The organism is Halochromatium salexigens (assembly GCF_016653295.1).
GTDB classification, from domain to species: domain Bacteria; phylum Pseudomonadota; class Gammaproteobacteria; order Chromatiales; family Chromatiaceae; genus Lamprobacter; species Lamprobacter salexigens.
The window spans coordinates 22,679-43,995 of the sequence record NZ_NHSF01000054.1 but is presented as its reverse complement, the minus strand read 5'-3'; the positions used below and the strand labels follow the sequence as shown (position 1 = coordinate 43,995).

The following is a 21,317-nucleotide window of genomic DNA, read 5'->3' as shown; positions in this document are numbered from 1 at the left end:
GGGCAGCATCTCTCAACTCCCCAAGTGTCGTAACCAGCGTGCGACGGGTCCAATCGCCCCGGCAAGCGCGCGCATGATGGCCCGCGGCGTCTCATTCAGCTCGACCGCTCCGAGCAAGCGCTGCAACGGCCGTTTGCGCGCCCGATAACGGACCTTGTAGAGGTCGGCGTCAGCGCGCGCCGCCAGCAGATAGTCGTCGCTGGTTTGGACATCATCGACCAACCCCAGGCTCAATGCCTGCTCGCCATGCCAATACTCGCCGGTCGCGACCTTGCTCAGATCGAGGGCGGGCCGATAGGCGGCGATGAAGGCCTTGAACTGGCCATGGGTCTCTTCGAGCTGCTCACGCAGTTTAATGCGGCCTTCGTCGGTGTTCTCGCCGAACAGCGTTAGGGTGCGCTTGTGCTCGCCGGCGGTATGGAGTTCGAAGTCGACGCCTTTCTCCTGTAATAGGCGATGAAAATTCGGCATCTCGGCCAACACGCCGATCGAGCCGACCACGGCGAAGGGCGCGGCAAGGAGGCGATTGGCGACACAGGCCATCAGGTAGCCTCCACTGGCCGCGACCTTGTCGACAGCAATGGTCAGTGGGATGCCAGCGTTGCGCAGCCGCAGCAGCTGCGAGGCGGCCAATCCATGTTCGTGCACGGCGCCGCCGGCATTGTCGAGACGCAGCAAGACCTCGTCCTTCGGCGTCGCGGTGATCAACAGCGCCGAAATGACCTCGCGCAAGGCGGAAACCTCGGTCGCCATCAGGTCACCGTGGAAATCGATCACGAACAGTCGCCGCTTATCGTCCGCCTCTTCGGCCTTCGCGCGCGCCTTCTCGGCCTTGCGCTCGGCCTTGAAGTCCTTTTTGAACACCTTTGGCGGCAGGGTCGCGGCCTTGATAGTGTCGGCCATGGCTGCGTAACGTCCATTCAGATCAACCACCTCAAGGCGGCTGCCATCGTCATCATCATCGCCAGAGCTGCTGGGCCGAGCGCGGAACACGAGGACTAGGAGCAGCCCGAGAGCTAATACCAGGGTGAGCGTCTTGGCCGTAAACAGGCCGTATTGGATCAATGCGTCAATCAGGGTCATGCTGTGGGGCGGTTGCTCAGGTGGGGCGCGGCGCCTTAGACCGCGATCGGGGCGCGAATGGGCGGATGCGGATCATAGCCCTCGAGGCTGAAATCCTCGAGCCGATAGTCAAATAGGCTCGGCGGCCGGCGTTGGATATGAAGATGCGGCAGCGGACGCGGCGCGCGGCGCAGCTGCTCGAAGACGATCGCCTCGGTGAGGTGATTGCGATAGAGATGCAGATCGCCGAAGGTTTGCACCAGCTCGCCGACCCGAAGATCGGCCTGTTGCGCCATCAGCTGCGTGAGCAATGCGTAGCTGGCGATATTGAAGGGCACGCCTAGGAAGAGATCGGCGCTGCGTTGATAGAGCTGGCAGGACAAGATCCCATCCTGCACATAGAACTGGAACAGACAGTGGCAGGGTGCCAGCGCCATGCGCCCGTGCGCGGCGTTCTCGCGCGGCGAGCGACCGGGCTCCGGCAACACAGCCGGATTCCAGGCCGTAACCAGCAGCCGGCGCGAATCCGGATCCTGCTTGATCTGCGCGAGCACCTGGCTGATCTGATCGAGGCGGTCACCGCTCGGCGTCGGCCAGCGGCGCCATTGCGCGCCATAGATCGGGCCGAGTTCGCCGTCGTCGGCGGCCCACTCATCCCAGATGCGTACCCCTTGCGCATTGAGGGCGCGGTTGTTGGTGGAGCCGGAGAGGAACCAGAGTAGCTCGGCGAAGACGCTCTTGGTGTGGATGCGCTTGGTGGTGACCAGCGGAAAGCCGGCATTGAGATCGAAACGCACCTGCCGGCCGAACACCGAGCGCGTGCCCACCCCAGTGCGATCGGCCTTATCGTGGCCGTTCTCGACCACGTCGCGGAGTAGGTCTAGATACTGTTGCATGCTCGGAGCACGGCTAGCGACGGCAACGCCGCCCGCGAACCGCGTCTATTTCTGGGCCGGTTTCAGCAAGATGGATTTCCCCTGCATGGCCTCGGGCTGAGGCAGGCCCATCAACTGCAGCACGGTCGGGGCGACATCCTCGATGCCAGCGCCGATGCGTAGCTTCCAACCCACTTCATCGATCACCAAGCAGGGGACCGGATAGATCGTGTGGCGGGTATGTGGCTCGCTGGTCAGGGGGTCAATCATCTCATCGCAGTTGCCGTGATCGGCGGTCATCAGGACCGAGTAGCCTTGCTCGTTGGCGGTGTCGATGACGCGACCCACCTCCTGATCGAGCGTCTCGACAGCCTTCAGCACCGCCTCGCGCACGGCCGTGTGCCCCACCATGTCGCCGTTGGCGAAGTTGACCACGATAAAGGCGTAGGCCTTGCTCTCGAGGGCGGCGATCACGGCATCGGCAACCTCGCGCGCGGACATCTCTGGTTGCAAATCATAGGTCGCGACCTGCGGAGAGGGGATCAGGCTGCGCTCCTCGCCCGGGAAGGGGTCGCTTCGGCCACCGTTGAAGAAGAAGGTGACATGGGCGTACTTCTCGGTCTCGGCGCAGTGGAACTGCGGCAGGCCGGCGTCGCTGAGCACCTCGCCGAGCACCACCGGTGGCATCTCGTGACCGAAGGCGCTCGGCAGTCCGTACCAGGGGTCGTACTCCATCATGCAGGTTAGCTCGGCGGCGCTGAAATCACCGCGCTCGAAGTCGTCGAAATCGCGTTTAGAGAGGGCCGAGACGATCTGCCGTGGACGATCCTTGCGGAAGTTGAAGAAGATCACCGGGTCGCCGTCCTGGATACGCTCGCCACCGGTGATCAGGGTCGGGCGGATGAACTCATCATCCTCATCGGCGGCATAGGCCTGCTCGATCGCCGCGCGCGCCGACTCGGCCTCACGCCCCTGGCCGTGGACCAGCGCCTCGAAGGCGAGCTGGGTGCGATCCCAGCGCTTGTCGCGATCCATCGCATAGTAGCGCCCGCTGACCGTGGCGATGGCACCGCCCGCAGCCGCGAGCGCCTCATCGAGCGCACCCAGAAAGCTGAGCGCCGAGCGCGGAGCGGTATCGCGACCGTCAGTGATCATGTGCACGGCTGGACGCGCGCCCTGGTACTTGGCGAGCTTGATCAGCGCATTGAGGTGGCGCACATGGCTGTGCACGCCACCGTCGGAGACCAGCCCGATCAGATGCAGCGGACGACCACGCTCGAGCGCACGCCGCGCGGCGGCCTGCAGCGCCTTGTTGTCGAAGAAACTGCGATCGGCGATCGCGTCATCGATCAACACCAGGTCCTGGCGCACCGTGCAGCCCGAGCCCAGTGTCATGTGGCCGACCTCGGAGTTGCCCATTTGGCCTTCCGGCAGGCCGACGGCGCGTGCCGAGGCCTGCAGCACCGTATGCGCGTTGTGCGCGAACAGGCGATCGAAATTCGGCGTGTGCGCGAGCACCACCGCATTGTTCGCCTTGCTCGGATTGGTTCCAAAACCATCGAGAATGACCAATACCACTGGACGCCGCGGTAACTCGAAACTGTTGCCCATAGTCTCTCCTTGGATGAAATCGGACCGCTGCCGGTCTCGATCAGGGTTCGGATTACAACAATAAGAGCCGGTCCCGGTTTATCATGGGCCGATGCCGGTCTACGCGAGCCTTGGGGCGACCGACGCGCAGACGGCATCGAACACAACCGAACTGAAGCGCACATTGTAACGCGGCGCGCGGCCCCGTCGCCGGACTCGCTCGTCGAAAGCGCAGCGTCGATACCGTATCCGCGTTGCTAGCGCCTTAGTGACCGATCCATAGCGCCCGGAGGAAACATGCCCGATCGAATTATTGCCTTCGTCATGGCCGGCGGCCAAGGCTCACGCCTACAACCGCTGACCGCCGCCCGCTCCAAGCCCTCGGTGCCCTTCGGCTCGCGCTACCGCATCGTCGATTTCGTGCTCAGTAACCTGATCAACTCGCAGATCCGGACCATCTATCTGCTGGTGCAGTACAAGTCGCAAGCGTTGATCGAGCACGTGCGCAAGGCCTGGACCATCTCGCCCTTGCTCAAGGATCAATTCGTGACCGTGGTGCCGCCGCAGATGCTGCTCGGCGAGTCTTGGTTCCAGGGCACCGCCGACGCGGTCAATCAAAACCTCAACCTGATCGAGGAACACGGCCCGGATCTGGTCGTAGTGTTCGGCGCCGATCACATCTACCGCATGGACATCTCGCAGATGGTCGCGTTCCACAAGGAGCGTGAGGCGGATGTCACCATCGCCGCCCTTCCCGTCCCACTGGAGGATGCCAAAGGCTTTGGCGTCATCGCCGCCGATGCCGATGGCCGGGTCGAGGCCTTCCAGGAGAAACCGGCCAATCCTTCGCCGATGCCCGAGGACCCTGAGAAGGCCTATGCCTCGATGGGCAATTACATCTTCACCACCGAGGTGCTGCTGCGCGCCCTGCAGGATGCGCAGCAAGCCGGCGAGACGGATTTCGGCCAGCACGTGCTACCGCGCTTGCTGGCGAGCAAACACCGCCTCTTCGCCTATGATTTCGCGACCAACATAATCCCCGGCATCAATGCCTATGAGGACCGGGTCTACTGGCGCGATGTCGGCAGTATCGATGCCTACTTCAACGCCCACAAGGATGTGCTGGGTGCCGAGCCGGTGTTCGATGCCTTCAATCCGGACTGGCCGATCTACTCCAGTAACTACCAGGGGCCGGTCGCGCGGGTGCTCGGCGGGCAGATCGACAACACCCTGCTCGGTGCTGCCACCATGATCCATGAGGGCACCCGGATCAAGAACTCGATCATCCGCCGCGAGGCGGTCATCGACGAGGGCGCCGAACTCGAGGACTGCATCATCATGGACTATGTGCATGTCGGCAAGGGCGCGCGTCTGAAGAAGGTGATCGTCGACCGCCATAACGCCATCGAGCCGGGCGCGATGATCGGTTACGACCGCGAGGCCGATGCCAAGCGCTACAAGGTCTCGAGCGGCGGCGTCACGGTCGTGCCGTCCGGACAACCGAATATCTTCGCCCGCGCCGTTGTCGGCCGGCAGGGTCGCGGATATTCCGAGTAGACAGTCAAGTCAGAGGGAGACGCTGATCAACAGCGCCTCCCTCTGTTCATTGAGGTGGGCGGATCAGCTAACGCTCGCCGCAGCGCGCGATGCCTGAACGTCTTCGTTGTCTTCGTCGTCCGTGTTCTGCCCAATGCGGGCCAGCTCGTCTTGATAGGCCTGATTGACTCGGTCGCGAAGCTCCTTACCTGGTTTGAAGTGCGGCACATGCTTGCCCGAGAGGGCGACGGACTCACCGGTCTTGGGATTGCGGCCGACACGCGGTGGCCGGAAATGGAGCGAGAAGCTGCCGAAGCCCCGGATCTCAATGCGCTCGCCGGAGGCCAACGCACTGCTCATCTGCTCCAGGATACAGCGCACCGCGAGCTCGACGTCTTTGTAGGCGAGGTGGTTTTGTTCCCTCGCGAGAATTTCGATGAGCTCGGATTTCATCATAGCTGATAGCCTGCAATAGCGATGCAAGCCCGACACGCTGTGTCGGGCGTCTGCTCACAGGGAATGACGTCTGCGAGAGTGCAGCAGCGATGTCAGTCCTTCGCGGCCTCTTCCATCTGTTGCTTGAGGATATCCCCGAGCGTAGCCGTGCCAGCCTGCGCCTCGCGCGCGTAGCCCTTGAGCGCGGCCTGCTCGTCGGCCATGTCCTTGGCCTTGATCGAGAGCGAGATACTGCGATTCTTACGATCGACGCCGAGGAACTTGGCCTCGACCTCCTCGCCGACCTTCAACACCGAGCGCGCATCCTCAATGCGATCACGCGAGATCTCGGAGGCACGCAGATAGCCCTCGACGCCATCGCCGAGGTCGATATTGGCGCCCTTGGGGTCGACCTCGGTGATGGTGCCAGTGACGATGCTGCCTTTCTCGTGCACCGCGACGAAGCTCGAGAACGGATCCTTGTCGAGCTGCTTGATACCGAGCGAGATACGCTCGCGCTCCGGATCGACCGAGAGCACGACGGTCTCGACCTCGTCGCCCTTCTTGAAGCTGCGCAGCGCATCCTCGCCGGTTTCGTCCCAGGAGATATCCGAAAGGTGGACCAGGCCATCGATGCCACCGTCGAGGCCGATGAAGATGCCGAAGTCGGTGATCGATTTGATCTGACCAGCGACATGATCGCCCTTCTTGTGGATGGCTGAGAACTCGTCCCAAGGGTTGGACTGGCACTGCTTGATGCCGAGCGAGATGCGGCGACGCTCCTCGTCGATATCCAGCACCATGACCTCGACCTCGTCGCCGACGCTGACAACCTTGTTCGGATGGACGTTCTTGTTGGTCCAGTCCATCTCGGAGACGTGGACCAGCCCCTCGACGCCCTCCTCGATCTCGACGAAGCAGCCGTAGTCGGCGATGTTGGTGACCTTGCCGAACACGCGGGTGCTTTCCGGATAGCGGCGCGAGATATTGACCCAGGGGTCCTCGCCCATCTGCTTGAGCCCGAGCGAGACGCGCTGGCGCTCGCGGTCGAACTTGAGCACCTTGACCATGATCTCCTGGCCGATCTCGACCACCTCGGACGGGTGCTTGACCCGCCGCCAGGCCATGTCGGTGATGTGCAGCAGACCGTCGATACCGCCCAGATCCAGGAACGCGCCATAGTCGGTGAGGTTCTTGACCACGCCGTTGAGTTCCAGCCCTTCCTCAAGCTTCTCGAGCAGTTGCTCGCGCTCGGCGCTGTATTCTTCCTCGACCACCGCGCGGCGCGAGACGACGACATTGTTGCGGCGGCGATCGAGCTTGATCACCTTGAACTCGAGGTCCTTGCCCTCGAGATAGGTGGTATCGCGCACCGGGCGGATATCGACCAACGAGCCCGGCAGGAAGGCGCGCACGCTGCCCAGCTCGACGGTGAAGCCACCCTTGACCTTGCCATTGATCTGGCCGGTGACCGTCTCGCCATCGTCGAACGCCCGTTCGAGCTTGTCCCAGGCGGCGAAGCGCTTGGCCTTCTCGCGCGACAGACGGGTGGCGCCGAAGCCGTCCTCGACCGCGTCCAGCGCGACCTCGACGTCATCGCCGATCGCGACTTCCAACTGGCCCTCGGGGCTGAGGAACTGATTGCGTGGAATGATCCCTTCCGACTTGAGTCCGGCATTAACGATCACGGAGTCGGCGGTGATATCAACGACCTGGCCGGTGACGATGGTGCCCGGCTGGAGCTGGGTATTGGTTAGGCTCTGCTCAAAGAGTTCGGCGAAGCTTTCGGTCATGCTGTGAATGTTCCTGGCGTCCCACGCCATCTCCCGGTGTTCGTTGCCGCCGCATCACTGACAAGCTAACAGCAGGAGGGTTGAGTGAAAAACAAAATGGATTGAGGTCTTGCCTTTAAGCGTCTCGCGCACCGAGGTCGGCGTCGACGAACTGGAGTACTCGAGCGAAGACTTGCTCGATCGATAACTCGGTTGAATCGACGATGACAGCACCGGGCGGAACCTGGAGCGGACTCTCGGCTCGCTCGCGGTCACGCTCGTCGCGCGCACGAAGCTCTTGGACAAGATTCGGGAGGTTAGCATCCATCTCCTTGTCCTTCAACTGTTTATAGCGGCGCCGAGCGCGCTCCTCCGGGCTCGCGTCGAGATAGAGCTTGAGCCGCGCATCGGGAAAGACCCGCGCGCCCATGTCGCGCCCATCGGCGACCAGGCCAGGCGCGAGCGCCGCCTCCCGCTGCCAGCCGAGCAACGCTTGGCGGACCTCGGGATGCACGGCGACCCGTGAGGCATCGACCCCGGCCTCGGCGGTACGGATCAGCGCCGAGACCTCCTCTCCATCCAACCGCACCCGCTCGCCCTCGAGCCGCACGCTGATCCTCGCCGCCAGGCGGCCCAGACCAGCGCCATCGTCGAGATCGACCCCGTGCCGACGTGCCGCCAACGCCAGCGTGCGATAGAGCGCACCGCTGTCGAGCAGGTGCCAGCCGAGATGCTCGGCGAGCAGGCTGGCAATCGTGCCTTTTCCGGTCCCGGAGGGGCCATCGATGGTGATCACTGGAGCGGCAATTGGAGCGGCGCCCGATGGAGCCGCCTGCTCGGGCTCTCGCCCGGTCTCTAGCGTTGTCGGTTGCTTCATGCCTGGCGCTCCACATCGCGCAGCTCGGTGATCGGCAGGCCAACCGCGGCGGCGAGACCGACGAAATCCGGAAACGAGGTCTCGACATTGGCGCAATCCTCAACCCGAATTGGCGCCGCCGCGCGCAGCGCGCTGATCGCGAAGGCCATCGCGATGCGATGATCGCCATGCGCCTCGACCTCGCCGCCACCGAGCAACCCCGCCGCGCCCAGGCCGCGAATCCGCATCCCATCCGGGCGGGGCTCGGCCTCCACGCCCAAGGCGGCGAGACCATCGGCCATGACCTGGATGCGATCGCTCTCCTTCACTCGCAGCTCGCTCGCGCCGCTCAACAGTGTCTCGCCATCGGCACAGGCGGCGGCGATGAACAACGCGGGGAATTCATCGATCGCCAAGGGCACCTGTTCCTGCGGGATCGCGATGCCGTGCAAGGGCGCGGCGCGCACGCGCAGATCGGCGACCGGCTCGCCACCGAGTTCGCGTGGGCGCTCGATGGCGATATCGGCGCCCATCTGGCGCAGGATATTGACCACGCCGAGGCGGGTCGGATTCATGCCGACCTGGGTCAGGGTCAGATCCGAACCCGGCGCGATGCTAGCACCGACCAGGAAGAACGCCGCCGAGGACACATCGGCCGGAATGCTGAGCGGGGCCGCGACCAGGCGCCCACCGCCGCTCAGGCAGACGCGGTTGCCCGCGCGCCGCACCGAATAGCCGAAAGCACCGAGCATGCGCTCGGTATGATCCCGCGTCGGCGCCGGCTCGCTCACGCAGGTCTCGCCCTGGGCATAGAGCCCGGCCAGCAGCAGGCTCGATTTGACCTGCGCACTGGCGACCGGTAGCGGGTAGTCGATGCCCTGCAATCGCTCGACCGGCAGCAGGCCGAGCGGCGCGCGCCCTTCCGGTGTCGCCTCGATGTGCGCGCCCATCTGTCGCAGCGGCTCGATCACCCGCCCCATCGGCCGCCGCGAGAGCGAGGCATCGCCGATCAGCGTGGTCGCGAAGCGCTGCCCGGCGAGCAGCCCGGACAACAAACGCATCGAGGTGCCTGAGTTGCCGAGATCCAGCGCCCGCCCTGGGTCGTTCAATCCGTGCAGACCGACACCATGAACCTGCAGCCGGCCCGCGCTCGGCCCCTCGGCGGCGACGCCCATGGCGCGAAAGGCCGCCAGGGTCGCCAGGCTATCGGCGCCCTCGAGGAAACCGTCGATTTCGGTCGTGCCTTCGGCCAGGGCCGCGAGCATCACCGCGCGATGGGAGATGGATTTATCACCGGGCACACGCAGCTCGCCACGCAAGGCCCCACCGGGCGCGAGTTCGAAACTCAGGGATTGGGCAGACGCAGTCATGGTCCTCTCGGGCGGCAGGAATGAGAATCAGGAGCGAGGCCGCAGACCGGCAAACCCGATCAGCAAAGCCGCGACGATAACCGCGTAGAATGCGGCGCTGATGACGCCCTGGTCAAGAAGGTAGGCTCCTGTAGGGACGCGGATTCGGCTGCTGCGGCTATGAGCCCATAGCACGACCGCCTTCATCGCGATTTACCGCGCCCATGCGATGTTCTTGGCCCGGCACGGCGGCCCGTGGATGCCTCAGCCGGCTTGAATCCAGGCCGATGGCGTTCGCTTCGGGCCCGTTCGGTGCGTGCCGGGCCGCCGGACGCGGTTGGAGCGAGGTCAGCCAGCCTGAGCAAGCCTTCGAGTTCTTCGCCGACGACTTCCCGCCACTGCCCCGGCGTCGGCCGCGCGCCGAGGATCACATTGCCATAACGCACCCGCTTGAGCCGGCTGACCGTGCAGCCCACCGCCTCCCAGAGCCTTCGCACCTCGCGATTGCGGCCCTCGACGATGAGCACATGGAACCACTGATGGCTCTCCGAGCCGCCGGACGGCACGATCTCCTCGAACCGAGCTGGACCATCCTCCAACTCCACCCCATTGACCAACTGCGCCAGCAACTGATCCGAGACCTCGCCACGCACCCGCACCGCGTATTCGCGCTCGAGCGCCCGCGATGGATGCATCAGCCGATTGGCCAGCTCGCCATGATTGGTCACCAGCAACAGGCCGGCGGTATTGAGATCGAGCCGGCCGACCGCGATCCAGCGTCCCTCGCGGATTCCCGGCAGACGACGAAAGATGGTCGGCCGCCCGTCGGGATCGCGCCGCGTGACCACCTCGCCCTCGGGCTTGTGATAGGCGAGCACGCGCAGCCGGTGGCGGCTCGCTGCGCGCCGGCGCACCTCGTTGCCATCGACCTGGATGCGATCGCTCGGCTGCACGCGATCGCCGAGCTTGGCCGGTTGACCATTCACGCGCACCCGGCCCTCGCGAATCCAGCCCTCGATCTCGCGCCGCGAGCCAAGCCCCGCCTCGGCGAGCACCTTCTGCAGCCGCACCGGCTCCTCGGGCTCCGCTGGTGGGCCACTCGGTGAGGGGCGGCGCCGATTAGCGTCCTTCATCTTGCTGGTCTCCGTGGTGGTGGGACGGTTCTGGTGGTGTTTCCAGCGCCTGCTCGAAAAAGCGGGCATCGCGGATCTCGGTCAAGGGCGGCAACTGGTTGAGCGAGCGCAGCCCGAAATAGTCGAGAAAGCGCCGGGTCGTGGCATAGAGCGCGGGACGACCAGGCACATCGCGATGACCAACCACCCGCACCCAGTCGCGCTCGGTCAGGGTCTTGATGATCGGCGTGCTCACCGCGACGCCACGGATCTGCTCGATCTCGCCACGAGTGATCGGCTGGCGGTAGGCGATCAGAGCCAGGGTTTCGAGCAGCGCGCGCGAATAGCGCGTCGGCCTCTCTTGCCACAGCCGCCCGACCCAGGGAGCGACCTCGGCGCGCACTTGCACCCGCCACCCGCTGGCGACCTCGACCACCTCGATCCCGCGCCCCTGATACGCCTCGCGCAGTGCCTCCAGCGCGGTCAGCACCGCCTCGCGGCTCGGGCGCTCGTGATCTTCGTAGAGGCCCTGGATGCGCTCGATCGACAGCGGCTCGCCGTAGGCCAACAACGCCCCTTCGACCACCTGTGTGACCTCGGGCACCCGCGCTTGCGAATCACTCATGTCGCCTCGCCAAGGCCGCGCCGGCGCAACCGAATCGGCGCGAAGGGTTCGACCTGGATCAGCTCCAGCGTCGCCGCCTTCAACAGTTCCAGCACCGCCAGGAAGCTGACCACGACACCCGCGCGGCCCTCAGTAATATCGAACAGCTCGCTGAAGGGCACCAGCTCGGCGCCACTGATGCGCTCCAACACCGCTGACATGCGCTCGCGCAACGACAGCGATTCGCGCTCGATCTGATGGCTGGTGAACAGATCGGCGCGCGCCAAGACGCCCTGCAAGGCCGCCAGCAACTCATCGAGTTCGACTGCGGGCGGAAGGCGCCGAATCGCCCCCGGCGGCACCGTTGCCTGGACCGCGAAACGATCGCGTTCCAGCCGTGGCAAGGCCTCGAGGTCTTGCGCGGCTTGTTTGAACTGCTCGTATTCGGCCAGGCGGCGCACCAGCTCGGCGCGCGGGTCCTCGTCATCCTCGTTATCGTCGTCGGTTCGCGGCAACAGCATGCGCGACTTGATCTCGCACAGCATCGCGGCCATCACCAGATACTCGGCGGCCAGTTCGAGCCGCACCTCCTTCATCAGCTCCACGTACTCCATGTACTGATTGGTGATCTCGATGATCGGGATATCGAGGATGTCGAGATTCTGGCGTCGGATCAGGTAGAGCAGCAGATCCAGCGGCCCCTCGAAGGTGTCGAGGAAGATCTCGAGCGCATCTGGGGGGATATAGAGGTCTTCCGGCAGCTTCAGCAGCGGCTCGCCACGCACCAGGGCGAGATGTGCTTGGACGCCGACTCCAGCCTCCGAGGCCGAAGACGCGGCTGAGGGCTCGGTCTCGGGGGCTGGCAGTGCCATGGTCTGATTCGCGCGCGGGCGTGGCGCCGCTCAGCCCTGGCGCAGCGACATCACGTGGCGGACATCCTCCATGGTCTCGCGCGCCGTGTCGCGGGCGCGTTCGCAGCCTTCGTTGATGAACGAGCGCACCAGATCCGGCTCGGCCTCGAGCCGTTTCGCCTCGGCCTGGATCGGCTCCAGCTCCTTGCGCACGGCGTCGATGACGGGCTGCTTGCACTCGACACAACCGATGCCGGCGCTGCGACAGCCTTGCTGCACCCAGTCCTTGACCTCGGTCTCCGAGTAGACTTGGTGGAATTGCCAGACCGGGCAGACCTCGGGATTGCCCGGATCGGTGCGGCGCACGCGCGCTGGATCAGTCGGCATGGTGCGCAACTTTTGCTCGACCGCGCTCGGATCATCGCGCAGCGCGATGGTGTTGCCGTAGGACTTGGACATCTTCTGCCCATCGAGCCCCGGCATCTTGGCGGCCTTGGTCAGCAACGGCGCGGGCTCGGGCAGGATCACCCGGCCACCGCCCTCGAGGTAGCCGAGCAGCCGCTCGCGATCGCCGATGGTGATGTTGGCCTGGCTCTCGAGCAGCGCGCGGGCGACATCGAGTGCCTCCTGATCGCCCTGCTCCTGATAGCGGCGCTTGAGCTGATCGAACATCTTCGCGTTCTTCTTGCCCATCTTGCGCTTGGCCTGCTCGGCCTGGGCCTCGAAGTCCGGCTCGCGGCCATAGATGTGATTGAAGCGGCGCGCAATCTCGCGGGTCATCTCGACATGCGCGACCTGATCCTCGCCGACCGGCACCGCGCCGGCCTTGTAGATGAGGATATCGGCGCTCTGCAGCAGCGGATAACCGAGGAAGCCGTAGGTGGCGAGATCCTTTTCCTTGAGCTTCTCCTGCTGATCCTTGTAGCTCGGCACGCGCTCGAGCCAGCCCAGCGGCGTGATCATCGACAGCAGCAGATGCAACTCGGCATGCTCCGGCACCCGCGACTGGATGAACAGGGTCGCCGCGCCGGCGCTGATGCCCGAGGCGAGCCAGTCGACCACCATGTCGAAGCTGGCCTGTGGGATCTGGGACGGATCTTCGTAGTCGGTGGTCAGCGCATGCCAATCGGCGACGAAGAAGAAGCACTCGTACTCATGCTGGAGCGCGATCCAGTTCTTCAGCACACCATGATAGTGGCCGAGATGGAGCTTGCCCGTCGGGCGCATGCCGGAGAGGACGCGATGGGTTTGGTTCGGAACGGAAGTCAACGGCTTCGGGCCTTCGTTAATCAGAGAGTGAGCGATCACGGTTGCGGAAAACGATCACGGACCAGGTCGGAACCGGGGATCATAAACAAAGCACCATCGACCGCCGGGCGCAGGATCGCGCCGAGCATGCCGGGCGGCTGTCCATTCGGCAGCAACAGGAGCGCGACCAGGATCAACAGCCCATAGGGCTCCAAGCGCGCAAAGCCACGTGCCAGCGTGCGCGGCAAAAATGCGCTGAGCACGCGCCCGCCATCGAGTGGCAGCACCGGGATCAGGTTCAGCGCCATCAGGAACAGATTGATCAGCACGCCGATCACGCAGAGTTCGACGTAGAAATACAGCAAGGCGCTCGGAATGTCGATGCGACCGTCCAACCCGATCAGCAGCCAAGCCATCCCTTGCAAGGCCAGGCCCCAGCCGATCGCCATCAGCAGATTGACGCCAGGCCCGGCGACGGCGACCAGCGCCATATCCCAGCGTGGATTGTGCAGCAGACGCCAGTTCACCGGCACCGGCTTGGCCCAGCCGAACAGGAATGGCACCCCGAGCAGGGTCTTGGAGCTGAAAAAGATGACCAGCGGCACGATGAGGGTGCCGACCGGGTCGATGTGCTTGATCGGGTTGAAGGTGACGCGCCCTAGCAGGGCGGCGGTCGGATCGCCGCGACGATGGGCGACCCACCCATGCGCGGCCTCGTGCACGGTGATCGCGAACAGCACCGGCACCGCGATCAGCAAGATCAGCAACAGGGTTTGAGAGACAGATTCCATGAGATGGGCAGCGAATGCAGGCGAAGGCCGAAGGCGGCCGGGATCAAGGTTGGGAGGCTATTGCTGAAAGACCGTGGTGTCGCCCTTGCCTTCGCGCACGACGACGGGCGGGTCCTGGGTCATATCGACGACCGTGGTCGGTTGGTTGCCGCAGGGACCGCCATCGATAATCAGTTCGACACAATGGCCGATGGTCTCGCGCATCTCGAGCACATCATCCATCGGCTCCTCGTCGCCGGGCAGGATCAGGGTGGTGCTCAGGATCGGCTGATCCAGCTCCGCGAGCAAGGCCCGAGTGATCGGCGTGCCCGGCACGCGGATGCCGATGGCGCGGCGCTTGGGGTGCAGCAACCGACGCGGCACCTGCTTGGTGGCCTGGAAGATGAAGGTATAGGGTCCGGGCGTCAACGACTTGAGCTGACGATAGCCCTGATTGTCGAGGCGCGCATAGGTGGCGATCTCCGACAGATCCCGACAGACCAGGGTGAAATGGTGCTTGTCGTCGACGCGCCGGATCAGCCGAATGCGATCCAGCGCCGCTTTGTCGCCGAGCTGACAGCCGAGCGCATAGGAGGAATCGGTCGGATAGACCACCACGCCGCCGGAGGCGAACACCGCCGCCGCGCGCTGAATCAGCCGCGCCTGCGGGTCTTGCGGGTGGATCGCGAGGAATTGATGTGAGCGGGCCATCGGCGAACAGCGGCGACTCAGGCCGTAGCAAGGCGCAAGCCCGGCCGCGCGCTCGGCTCGAGCGGCGATGGCCGGATGCCGGCGAAGCCCGGCTGACTCCAGATCGCTCGACTGCCCTCGGGCAGGGACGGCAACTGGCCGAGTTCGACCCAGGGGCTCTCGGGGCCATGATAGTCGGAGCCGGCCGAGGCCAGCAGTCCCAACTCGCGCGCCCAGCGGGCGAAGGTGAACGCGTCATCCCGACTGTGACTCCCGGAGACCACTTCGATGCCGCGCCCACCACAGGCGCGAAAGTCATCGAGCAGGCGTTTCATCTTCGAGCGCGTGAGCCCATAGCGGGCCGGGTGCGCCATCACCGCCTGACCGCCGGCGGCGCGAATCCAGTCGACCGCCTCCTCCAGCGTTGTCCAGCGTCCAGCCACATAGCCCGGCTTGCCTTTGACGAGAAAGTGTTTGAACACGGCGCGCACATCCCGAGCCGCGCCGCGCTGCACCAGGAAGCGGGCGAAATGGGTGCGACCAACGAGTTCGCCCGCGGCGTAAGCGCGCGCGCCCTCGAGTGCCCCAGGCCAGCCGGCCTGCGCCAAACGCTGCGCGATCTCGACCGCCCGCTCTTCGCGGTACGCCCGCAAGCCGCTCAGCCCGGCGCGCAGGCTCGCGCAATGCGGGTCGACATCCAACCCGACGACATGGATGGTGCGCGCGTTCCAGGTCACCGAGATCTCGACCCCAGGCACCAGGGTCAACCCCAGCGCCTGCGCGGCCTCGGCGGCCTCGTCGATCCCGGCCAAGGTATCGTGGTCGGTCAGGGCCAGCACCTCGACGCCCTGCGCGGCAGCGCGGGCCATCAGTGCGCGTGGCGTCAGGGTGCCATCGGAGGCGGTGGAATGCGTGTGCAGGTCGGGCGTCTTGATCATCGGCCCATTCTAACCGATGAACGACTCATCGATGTTTTCGTTCGGTATGATGGGGCCGACGATCCTGCTCTTGATCGGGCAGGTGTTCTACCTCACTCGCCGCCCTCACCTGCAACCACTGGAGACATCCGCTGATGCTCTATGCCATCATCAGCCGCGATCGGCCCGAGAGCCTGTCGCAACGCCGTGCGACGCGCCCGGCACATCTCGAGCGCCTGCGCCAGCTCCAAGACGCGGGTCGGTTGATCCTCGCCGGCCCACATCCGGCGATCGATACCTCGGAGCCCGGCGAGGCCGGCTTCACCGGCTCGCTGGTGGTGGCCGAGTTCAGCGACCTGCAAGCCGCCCAGGCGTGGGCCGATGCCGATCCCTATGTCCTCGCGGGCGTCTATGCCGAGGTCCAGGTCAAACCCTTTATCAAGGTTCTGCCTGCTTGAGCCAGGCATGCACCATCATCAAACCGTCAAGAAGGAAAACTCGTATGAGACATCGCTTTATCACCGCGCCGCTACTAGCCGTGGCCCTGGTCTCGCCCGCCTGTGCCCAAGAGGCCCAGGACAGCGACGACACGCTGATCGCCACCGTCAATGGTCAGCCCTATGAACTCGAGCTGTTCCGCGCCTACTACGGTGAGCTGCTACAGCAACGCGACAGCCAGAACAGCCCGCAATTGCAAGAGCAAGCGTTCAACGAATTCATGAATATGGTGGTGGCCTCCCAGGAGGGAGAGAAGCGCAACCTGAGCGAGAACGAGGAGGTACAGACGGCGTTGGCTCTCCAGCGTATGATGGTGCTCTCTGCGGCGGCCTTGCAAAATATCGGCGCGGAGATTGATCCGAACGAGGCCGAACTCAAGCAAGCCTATGATCAACTCGTCGAACAATCGCAACAGACCGAGTACAACGCACGCCACATCCTGCTTGATGACAAGGACAAGGCGCAGGCGCTGATCGAACAGCTCAACGCCGCAGATGGCGAGGGCTTCGCGGAGCTGGCCGAGGAACATTCACTCGGCCCAACCGCCGAGAAAGGTGGCGATCTCGGCTGGTTCGATGCGCGGCGCATGGTCAAGCCGTTTGCCGACGCTGTCGCCGAGATGGAGCCGGGCACCTACTCCCAGCAACCGGTGCAGACCCAGTTCGGCTGGCATGTGATCAAGCTCGAAGAGACCCGGATCGCCGAGCCGCCGTCGTTCGAGCAAGCCAAACCTCGACTCGAAGCAGCGCTGCGACAGCAGAAGGTCGCCGAGGCGCTCACCAAGCTGCGCAATGATGCCGAGGTCGAATTGAACGAAGACGTGGTCAAGGTCAAGGAAGACGCCAACGCCGAGTAAGCACGGAGCGCGCGGGAGATTGGATTGGCGTAACGCTGCTCGACCAGCGTTACGCTAATCGACTGGCGTTGAACAAAACCGCTCCACCCGGCGTTCTCCGAGCGGCTGTAATGGGCGTGCGTTCGCACCAACGATCTGGGCCAACCTAGCCAGATCGGCGCTTGCGATCTTGAGCGGCGTATCCAATACGTAGCGGTGAACGCCCTCCTCGCAGGGTGGCCGTGTCAGTGAGCCTTGGTAGCGAAAATACGAGCGCCGTGGCGGAAGCAGCAACATGGCGTTGACGCCGATGTGACGACCGTAAGCCTGCTGGCCGGCCGCCGTGGGTGCATGCTCCAGGATGCGCCGCAAGGTTTGGTTGACCCGATTGCCGGCCTCGATCAGCACTGACATGATGGCGATATCGCCACGGTTATTGCCGTGGATGAACTCAATCTCCCCATCAGGGGTGTGCCCATCGAGCGTGTGCTCGCCGGGGATATGAAAACGCAGCTCCACCAGTTCGTAGCTGAGGCCATCGATCACAAGATGACTGCCACGGTCATAACCAAGCCGCAGCGCATTACCGTCATTGACCAAGTGTAAGGCTGTACTCCGGTAGCGAAACCGAAGTGGCATACAGGGCTGAAACAGCGCTGCCGCGCTTTCGATCGGTACCGGTGACTGCAAGCGCCCGGCACGGCAACGTTCGTAGGAAGCGTGCAACTCGCCCCAGTGGCTCGGTCCCCGCTCGCCGGTATAAGACCAATCAGGCGCCGCTGTCTTCATATCGGACAATCGGGGCTGCCAGGCGTGGGCATTCGTGGACAGCAGCAGCATCATCACTAAGGCTTGACTGAACCCATAGAGCTGCATTTCAACCTCCTTCAACGCTGGACTTAAGCCGCTTGGAGCCCAGGCGCCTCAGGCACCGCCCGGCTTATCGGTACGCCGAATGCCGGCAATCGGGACCACCTGCGCGGATTGCGGCTGATCGGCATAGTAGGGACGGTCGCCACCACGGCCCTCGCTATCCGCCAGCTCCTTTTCGCGCGCCGCGATCAACGACAAACAGGCGCGCACATCGCCGATCGTGCTCTCGGAGAGCGGATGTTTCATACCCGGTGGCGGTGTCACATCCTTGACCACGGCGGCCAGCGTCTTGCGCATCGCGACCAGGATCTGCTGCTCTTTGCTCAATTCAGACATCATCAATCATCCCATCGTCGTTTCAGTGATCGTGCAGAGATCGGGACGCATCGAGCCGAATTCAGCCACCCGCTGTCGAGTGCTTGCGCCTCATGCCCCCATCAAGTCGGCGAGCCGCTCACCGCCGATGATCTCCACTCCCAATTCTTTGGCCTTGATGAGCTTTTTATCGCCCGGTTCGGCGCCCGCGATCAGCCAGTCGGTCTTCTTCGACAGGCTTGTGGTGACCTTGGCGCCCAGCGCCTCGAGCTGTGCCTTGATCGCGTCGCGCGGGCGATCCAGGGTGCCGGTGATCACCACCGTCTTGCCCGCGAGTGGGTGGCTGGTCACCGCGCCCGCCGCGCCGCCTTCGCGCGCATCCTCGGGCTCTACCGGCCGCTCCCAGGTGATGGCACCGAGCGCCGGCGCGCGCAGCTTGGCGATGACCTCGCGATTATGCGGCTGCGCGAAGAAAGCCTGGATCTGCGCCGCGACCACCGGGCCGATGCCTTCGATCAGCAGCAGCGCCGCCTCTGGCGCCTCGATCAAGGCATCGAGATCGCGGAAATGCTCGGCCAGGGCGCGCGCCGTCGTCTCGCCGACCTCGCGAATCCCGAGCGCATGGATGAAGCGCGCCAGGGTCGTGTGGCGGCTCTGATCGAGCACGGCGAGCAGATTCGCGGCCGATTTCTCGCCCATGCGCTCGAGCCCACTGAGCTGCTCCAGGGTCAAGCCGTAGAGGTCGGCCGGGTCGGCGACCAGACCGCGATCGACCAACTGCTCGACCAACTTGTCGCCAAGCCCCTCGATATCCATCGCTCGGCGCGAGGCAAAATGCTTGATCGCCTCCTTGCGTTGGGCGGCGCAGAACAGCCCGCCGGTGCAGCGTGCGACCGCCTCGCCCTCGACACGCAGCACATCCGAGCCGCAGACCGGACAGTGCGCCGGCAACCGCACCGGCACCGTGTCGCTCGGCCGGCGCTCCGGCAGCACTCGCACCACCTCCGGGATCACATCCCCGGCGCGGCGTACATAGACGGTGTCGCCCACGCGCACATCCTTGCGCTGGATCTCGTCCATGTTGTGCAGGGTTGCGTTGGCGACCATCGCCCCCGCGATCGAGACCGGCGCCAAGCGCGCGACCGGTGTCAGCGCCCCGGTGCGCCCGACCTGGAAGGCGACCGCCTCGACGGTGGTGAGTTCTTCCTGGGCCGGGAATTTGTAGGCGATCGCCCAGGCTGGATTGCGGTTTTCCGCGCCCTTGCGGCGTTTCTCGGCCTGTTCGGTCAGCACGCGCTGCTGTGCGAACGCATCGACCTTGTAGACCACGCCATCGATCGCGTAGGCGAGTCGTTCCCGGCGCTCGCCGATCGCCGTGAGATAGGCGATGCACCCCTCGATCCCCTCGACGCTGCGCTGCTCGGGCGAAACCGGTAGCCCCCAACGCGCGATGCGCGCGAGGCTGTCGCTGTGACTCTCGGACCAGGGCGCACCCCCGATCGCGCCCAGGCCATAACAGAACAGGCTCAGGCCGCGCGCGGCGGTCACGCGCGGATCGAGCTGGCGCAGACTGCCGGCGGCAGCATTGCGCGGATTGGCGAAGACCTTGCCGCCCTCGCGTTGGGCACGCGCATTGATGGCCGCAAATCGCTCATAGGTCAAGAAGACCTCGCCGCGCACCTCCAACAGCGCTGGCCAGCGATCTTCCCGCTCCAACTCGCGCAGGCGCAACGGGACCGACTGAATGGTTCGCACCTGCGCGGTGACCTCCTCGCCGCGATGGCCATCGCCGCGCGTCGCCGCCTGCACCAAGACACCATCCTCGTAGCACAGACTGATGGCGAGCCCATCGAGCTTGGGCTCGGCAGAGTAGCGCACCTGATCAGTCCCGAGCCCCTCACGCACCCGACGATCGAACTCCCGCAGCTCGTGCTCATCGAGCGCGTTCGAGAGCGACAGCATCGGCAATCGATGCTCGACCTCGGCAAAGCTCGCCAGCGGCTCAGCCCCCACCCGTTGCGTCGGCGAGTCCGGCGTCACCAGCTCCGGGTAGCGTGCCTCCAAAGCCTGCAGCTCGCGCAGCAGGCGGTCGTACTCGGCATCCGGGATCTCCGGGTCATCGAGGACGTAATAGCGGTGATTGTGATGCTCCAGCGCGCGCCGCAGGTGCTCGGCTTGCTCCCGCTCGGGCGCCGGCGCGCTCATGAGCGAGACGCTGGCGCATTGGCGTCGCTCGGCTCGGCACCACGCGCCAGGGCATCGGCGCGCGCGTTGATCAGCTCGAGCAGCTCGTTGCGCAGGGCCTCCCAGGCCGCGTCATCGAAGGGTCGCCGATCCTGCAACCGTAGCTCACCGCCGAGTTCGTCGGCGAGCGCGCGGGCCGTGCGCACCAGCTCATCGTAGACCATCAGGTCGCTCGGCAGGCCTTCGAATTGGGTGAACAGCGCAAGCCCCGGCGAGCTGAAGTCTTCCATCGCGTCGAACGGAAAGGTGCCGGGCTTGACCAGATTCGCCAGGCTGAAGTGCGCGCGCTCCCCGCTGCCATCGAGGTTGCGCCGGTGATAGATGTCCATCTCGCCGGGTACCAGATGCTGGCGCTCGGCAGCGGTCTGGATCGCCAAGCCATCGAAAGCCTGCTCGCGTGCGAAGACGAACAACTGCACGAGCAGCGTCTGCTCGGGCTCAGAGGCAGCCGTCGAGGCGTCTTGCTCACGCGCGGCGGATTGCCGCCGCCCAGCCGTCTTCGAGCCCGAGCCGGATCGATCGGGATTGCGACGCGGTGCGTCGTCCTCGTCATCCACATCGACGTCATCGATCTTGGCGCGTGCCAGATCGAAACGCCCACGCCGGCGCGCATTGGGTTCGGCGTCGACATCGAACGCAGCGCCCGAGGCTTGCGCATCGGCCTCGAAGCGCCCGCCGACGTTCGGCTCGCGACGGTGCCGCGTGCTCGGCGCGCGCTCGGTGGGAGGCGTGTACGGATCATCGCCGCGCGCGATGCGCCGCCGCTCCCAGAGATAGAGGGCGCCGAGCAGCAAGGCGCCGAGGACGATCAGGATCAATCTTAGAGTCGAAGCATCCATGGGTCTGCATCCGCTGGAGGATTAGCTGCAGTATATCAGCGCCTGG

The 21,317-nt window shown here is 64.9% G+C and carries 21 protein-coding genes; 3 read left to right on the top strand and 18 right to left on the bottom strand.

Going from position 1 to position 21,317, the window contains the following annotated elements; translation table 11 throughout:
- Positions 1-12 precede the first annotated feature (12 nt).
- The 3 genes from sohB to gpmI are packed head-to-tail and all read right to left on the bottom strand — an operon-like array spanning position 13 to position 3,548.
- Positions 13-1,083: a protease SohB gene (sohB, locus tag CCR82_RS08395; RefSeq protein WP_201245005.1), complete on the bottom strand. Its 1,071-nt coding sequence runs from the start codon at positions 1,081-1,083 to the stop codon at positions 13-15.
- 35 nt (positions 1,084-1,118) lie between these two features.
- Entirely contained in the window at positions 1,119-1,958 is an 840-nt protein-coding gene (locus tag CCR82_RS08390) for a thymidylate synthase (protein WP_201245003.1), read from the bottom strand.
- A 45-nt stretch (positions 1,959-2,003) separates the two neighbouring features.
- On the bottom strand, positions 2,004-3,548 hold the full coding sequence (gene gpmI / locus CCR82_RS08385) for a 2,3-bisphosphoglycerate-independent phosphoglycerate mutase (RefSeq protein WP_201245001.1): 1,545 nt from the start codon (positions 3,546-3,548) through the stop codon (positions 2,004-2,006).
- Positions 3,549-3,824: 276 nt separating this feature from the next.
- Here gpmI and CCR82_RS08380 point away from each other — a divergent pair, with 276 nt between their 5' ends.
- Positions 3,825-5,084, top strand: coding sequence for a glucose-1-phosphate adenylyltransferase (locus CCR82_RS08380; RefSeq protein ID WP_201244999.1), 1,260 nt, complete (start codon positions 3,825-3,827; stop codon positions 5,082-5,084).
- Between the two features lie 63 nt (positions 5,085-5,147).
- On the opposite strand, the gene ihfB is transcribed toward CCR82_RS08380, so the two are convergent.
- The 11 genes from ihfB to CCR82_RS08325 form a co-directional block, all read right to left on the bottom strand.
- Positions 5,148-5,519, bottom strand: coding sequence for an integration host factor subunit beta (gene ihfB / locus CCR82_RS08375; RefSeq protein WP_201244997.1), 372 nt, complete (start codon positions 5,517-5,519; stop codon positions 5,148-5,150).
- Positions 5,520-5,611: 92 nt separating this feature from the next.
- Positions 5,612-7,321 (bottom strand): 30S ribosomal protein S1, encoded by a 1,710-nt coding sequence (rpsA, locus tag CCR82_RS08370; RefSeq protein WP_201244995.1) that lies wholly within the window; start codon positions 7,319-7,321, stop codon positions 5,612-5,614.
- 85 nt (positions 7,322-7,406) lie between these two features.
- On the bottom strand, positions 7,407-8,147 hold the full coding sequence (gene cmk, locus CCR82_RS08365; RefSeq protein ID WP_201244993.1) for a (d)CMP kinase: 741 nt from the start codon (positions 8,145-8,147) through the stop codon (positions 7,407-7,409).
- Positions 8,144-9,496 (bottom strand): 3-phosphoshikimate 1-carboxyvinyltransferase, encoded by a 1,353-nt coding sequence (aroA, locus tag CCR82_RS08360; protein WP_201244991.1) that lies wholly within the window; start codon positions 9,494-9,496, stop codon positions 8,144-8,146. The genes cmk and aroA overlap by 4 nt, the downstream gene beginning before the upstream one ends.
- Positions 9,497-9,678: 182 nt before the next feature.
- Complete coding sequence (rluB, locus tag CCR82_RS08355) at positions 9,679-10,608, bottom strand: 23S rRNA pseudouridine(2605) synthase RluB (protein ID WP_201244988.1); 930 nt, start codon at positions 10,606-10,608, stop codon at positions 9,679-9,681.
- Positions 10,595-11,212, bottom strand: coding sequence for an SMC-Scp complex subunit ScpB (gene scpB, locus CCR82_RS08350; RefSeq protein WP_201244985.1), 618 nt, complete (start codon positions 11,210-11,212; stop codon positions 10,595-10,597). Before scpB ends, rluB begins: the two co-directional genes overlap by 14 nt.
- Complete coding sequence (locus CCR82_RS08345; RefSeq protein WP_201244980.1) at positions 11,209-12,063, bottom strand: segregation and condensation protein A; 855 nt, start codon at positions 12,061-12,063, stop codon at positions 11,209-11,211. The genes scpB and CCR82_RS08345 overlap by 4 nt, the downstream gene beginning before the upstream one ends.
- A 30-nt stretch (positions 12,064-12,093) precedes the next feature.
- Entirely contained in the window at positions 12,094-13,311 is a 1,218-nt protein-coding gene (locus CCR82_RS08340; protein WP_201244978.1) for a tryptophan--tRNA ligase, read from the bottom strand.
- A gap of 35 nt (positions 13,312-13,346) precedes the next feature.
- Complete coding sequence (locus tag CCR82_RS08335) at positions 13,347-14,081, bottom strand: site-2 protease family protein (protein ID WP_201244976.1); 735 nt, start codon at positions 14,079-14,081, stop codon at positions 13,347-13,349.
- A 57-nt stretch (positions 14,082-14,138) separates the two neighbouring features.
- On the bottom strand, positions 14,139-14,771 hold the full coding sequence (locus CCR82_RS08330) for an L-threonylcarbamoyladenylate synthase (RefSeq protein ID WP_201244975.1): 633 nt from the start codon (positions 14,769-14,771) through the stop codon (positions 14,139-14,141).
- 17 nt (positions 14,772-14,788) lie between these two features.
- Positions 14,789-15,688, bottom strand: coding sequence for a PHP domain-containing protein (locus tag CCR82_RS08325; RefSeq protein ID WP_201244968.1), 900 nt, complete (start codon positions 15,686-15,688; stop codon positions 14,789-14,791).
- A 134-nt stretch (positions 15,689-15,822) separates the two neighbouring features.
- Between CCR82_RS08325 and CCR82_RS08320 the strand changes: the two genes are divergently transcribed.
- Both CCR82_RS08320 and CCR82_RS08315 read left to right on the top strand, forming a co-directional pair.
- Positions 15,823-16,125, top strand: coding sequence for a YciI family protein (locus CCR82_RS08320; protein WP_201244966.1), 303 nt, complete (start codon positions 15,823-15,825; stop codon positions 16,123-16,125).
- 44 nt (positions 16,126-16,169) lie between these two features.
- The gene (locus tag CCR82_RS08315) at positions 16,170-17,021 is read left to right on the top strand and encodes a peptidylprolyl isomerase (protein ID WP_201244964.1); all 852 of its coding nucleotides are present in this window, start codon (positions 16,170-16,172) and stop codon (positions 17,019-17,021) included.
- 54 nt (positions 17,022-17,075) lie between these two features.
- Here the strand turns inward: CCR82_RS08315 and CCR82_RS08310 are convergent, their stop codons facing one another.
- From CCR82_RS08310 to CCR82_RS08295, 4 genes are all read right to left on the bottom strand, one after another.
- Entirely contained in the window at positions 17,076-17,876 is an 801-nt protein-coding gene (locus CCR82_RS08310; RefSeq protein WP_201244962.1) for a carbonic anhydrase, read from the bottom strand.
- 48 nt (positions 17,877-17,924) lie between these two features.
- Positions 17,925-18,209 (bottom strand): segregation and condensation protein A, encoded by a 285-nt coding sequence (locus CCR82_RS08305; protein WP_201245264.1) that lies wholly within the window; start codon positions 18,207-18,209, stop codon positions 17,925-17,927.
- 90 nt (positions 18,210-18,299) lie between these two features.
- Positions 18,300-20,393 carry an NAD-dependent DNA ligase LigA gene (gene ligA, locus CCR82_RS08300; protein ID WP_201244960.1) on the bottom strand — a complete coding sequence of 698 codons (2,094 nt, stop codon included), beginning with the start codon at positions 20,391-20,393 and terminating at the stop codon, positions 18,300-18,302.
- Positions 20,390-21,271, bottom strand: coding sequence for a cell division protein ZipA C-terminal FtsZ-binding domain-containing protein (locus CCR82_RS08295; RefSeq protein WP_201244958.1), 882 nt, complete (start codon positions 21,269-21,271; stop codon positions 20,390-20,392). The genes ligA and CCR82_RS08295 overlap by 4 nt, the downstream gene beginning before the upstream one ends.
- Between the last annotated feature and the right edge of the window lie 46 nt (positions 21,272-21,317).

What these genes read in the sequence shown, in the direction of transcription:
- CCR82_RS08305 (WP_201245264.1), bottom strand. Translation starts at nt 18,209, where the DNA reads ATGTCTGAATTGAGCAAAGAGCAGCAGATCCTGGTCGCGATGCGCAAG.
- gpmI (WP_201245001.1), bottom strand. Translation starts at nt 3,548, where the DNA reads ATGGGCAACAGTTTCGAGTTACCGCGGCGTCCAGTGGTATTGGTCATT.
- sohB (WP_201245005.1), bottom strand. Translation starts at nt 1,083, where the DNA reads ATGACCCTGATTGACGCATTGATCCAATACGGCCTGTTTACGGCCAAG.
- ligA (WP_201244960.1), bottom strand. Translation starts at nt 20,393, where the DNA reads ATGAGCGCGCCGGCGCCCGAGCGGGAGCAAGCCGAGCACCTGCGGCGC.
- scpB (WP_201244985.1), bottom strand. Translation starts at nt 11,212, where the DNA reads ATGAGTGATTCGCAAGCGCGGGTGCCCGAGGTCACACAGGTGGTCGAA.
- cmk (WP_201244993.1), bottom strand. Translation starts at nt 8,147, where the DNA reads ATGAAGCAACCGACAACGCTAGAGACCGGGCGAGAGCCCGAGCAGGCG.
- ihfB (WP_201244997.1), bottom strand. Translation starts at nt 5,519, where the DNA reads ATGATGAAATCCGAGCTCATCGAAATTCTCGCGAGGGAACAAAACCAC.
- rluB (WP_201244988.1), bottom strand. Translation starts at nt 10,608, where the DNA reads ATGAAGGACGCTAATCGGCGCCGCCCCTCACCGAGTGGCCCACCAGCG.
- CCR82_RS08390 (WP_201245003.1), bottom strand. Translation starts at nt 1,958, where the DNA reads ATGCAACAGTATCTAGACCTACTCCGCGACGTGGTCGAGAACGGCCAC.
- CCR82_RS08330 (WP_201244975.1), bottom strand. Translation starts at nt 14,771, where the DNA reads ATGGCCCGCTCACATCAATTCCTCGCGATCCACCCGCAAGACCCGCAG.
- CCR82_RS08335 (WP_201244976.1), bottom strand. Translation starts at nt 14,081, where the DNA reads ATGGAATCTGTCTCTCAAACCCTGTTGCTGATCTTGCTGATCGCGGTG.
- CCR82_RS08310 (WP_201244962.1), bottom strand. Translation starts at nt 17,876, where the DNA reads ATGCAGCTCTATGGGTTCAGTCAAGCCTTAGTGATGATGCTGCTGCTG.
- CCR82_RS08345 (WP_201244980.1), bottom strand. Translation starts at nt 12,063, where the DNA reads ATGGCACTGCCAGCCCCCGAGACCGAGCCCTCAGCCGCGTCTTCGGCC.
- CCR82_RS08295 (WP_201244958.1), bottom strand. Translation starts at nt 21,271, where the DNA reads ATGGATGCTTCGACTCTAAGATTGATCCTGATCGTCCTCGGCGCCTTG.
- CCR82_RS08380 (WP_201244999.1), top strand. Translation starts at nt 3,825, where the DNA reads ATGCCCGATCGAATTATTGCCTTCGTCATGGCCGGCGGCCAAGGCTCA.
- CCR82_RS08325 (WP_201244968.1), bottom strand. Translation starts at nt 15,688, where the DNA reads ATGATCAAGACGCCCGACCTGCACACGCATTCCACCGCCTCCGATGGC.
- CCR82_RS08320 (WP_201244966.1), top strand. Translation starts at nt 15,823, where the DNA reads ATGCTCTATGCCATCATCAGCCGCGATCGGCCCGAGAGCCTGTCGCAA.
- rpsA (WP_201244995.1), bottom strand. Translation starts at nt 7,321, where the DNA reads ATGGCGTGGGACGCCAGGAACATTCACAGCATGACCGAAAGCTTCGCC.
- aroA (WP_201244991.1), bottom strand. Translation starts at nt 9,496, where the DNA reads ATGACTGCGTCTGCCCAATCCCTGAGTTTCGAACTCGCGCCCGGTGGG.
- CCR82_RS08315 (WP_201244964.1), top strand. Translation starts at nt 16,170, where the DNA reads ATGAGACATCGCTTTATCACCGCGCCGCTACTAGCCGTGGCCCTGGTC.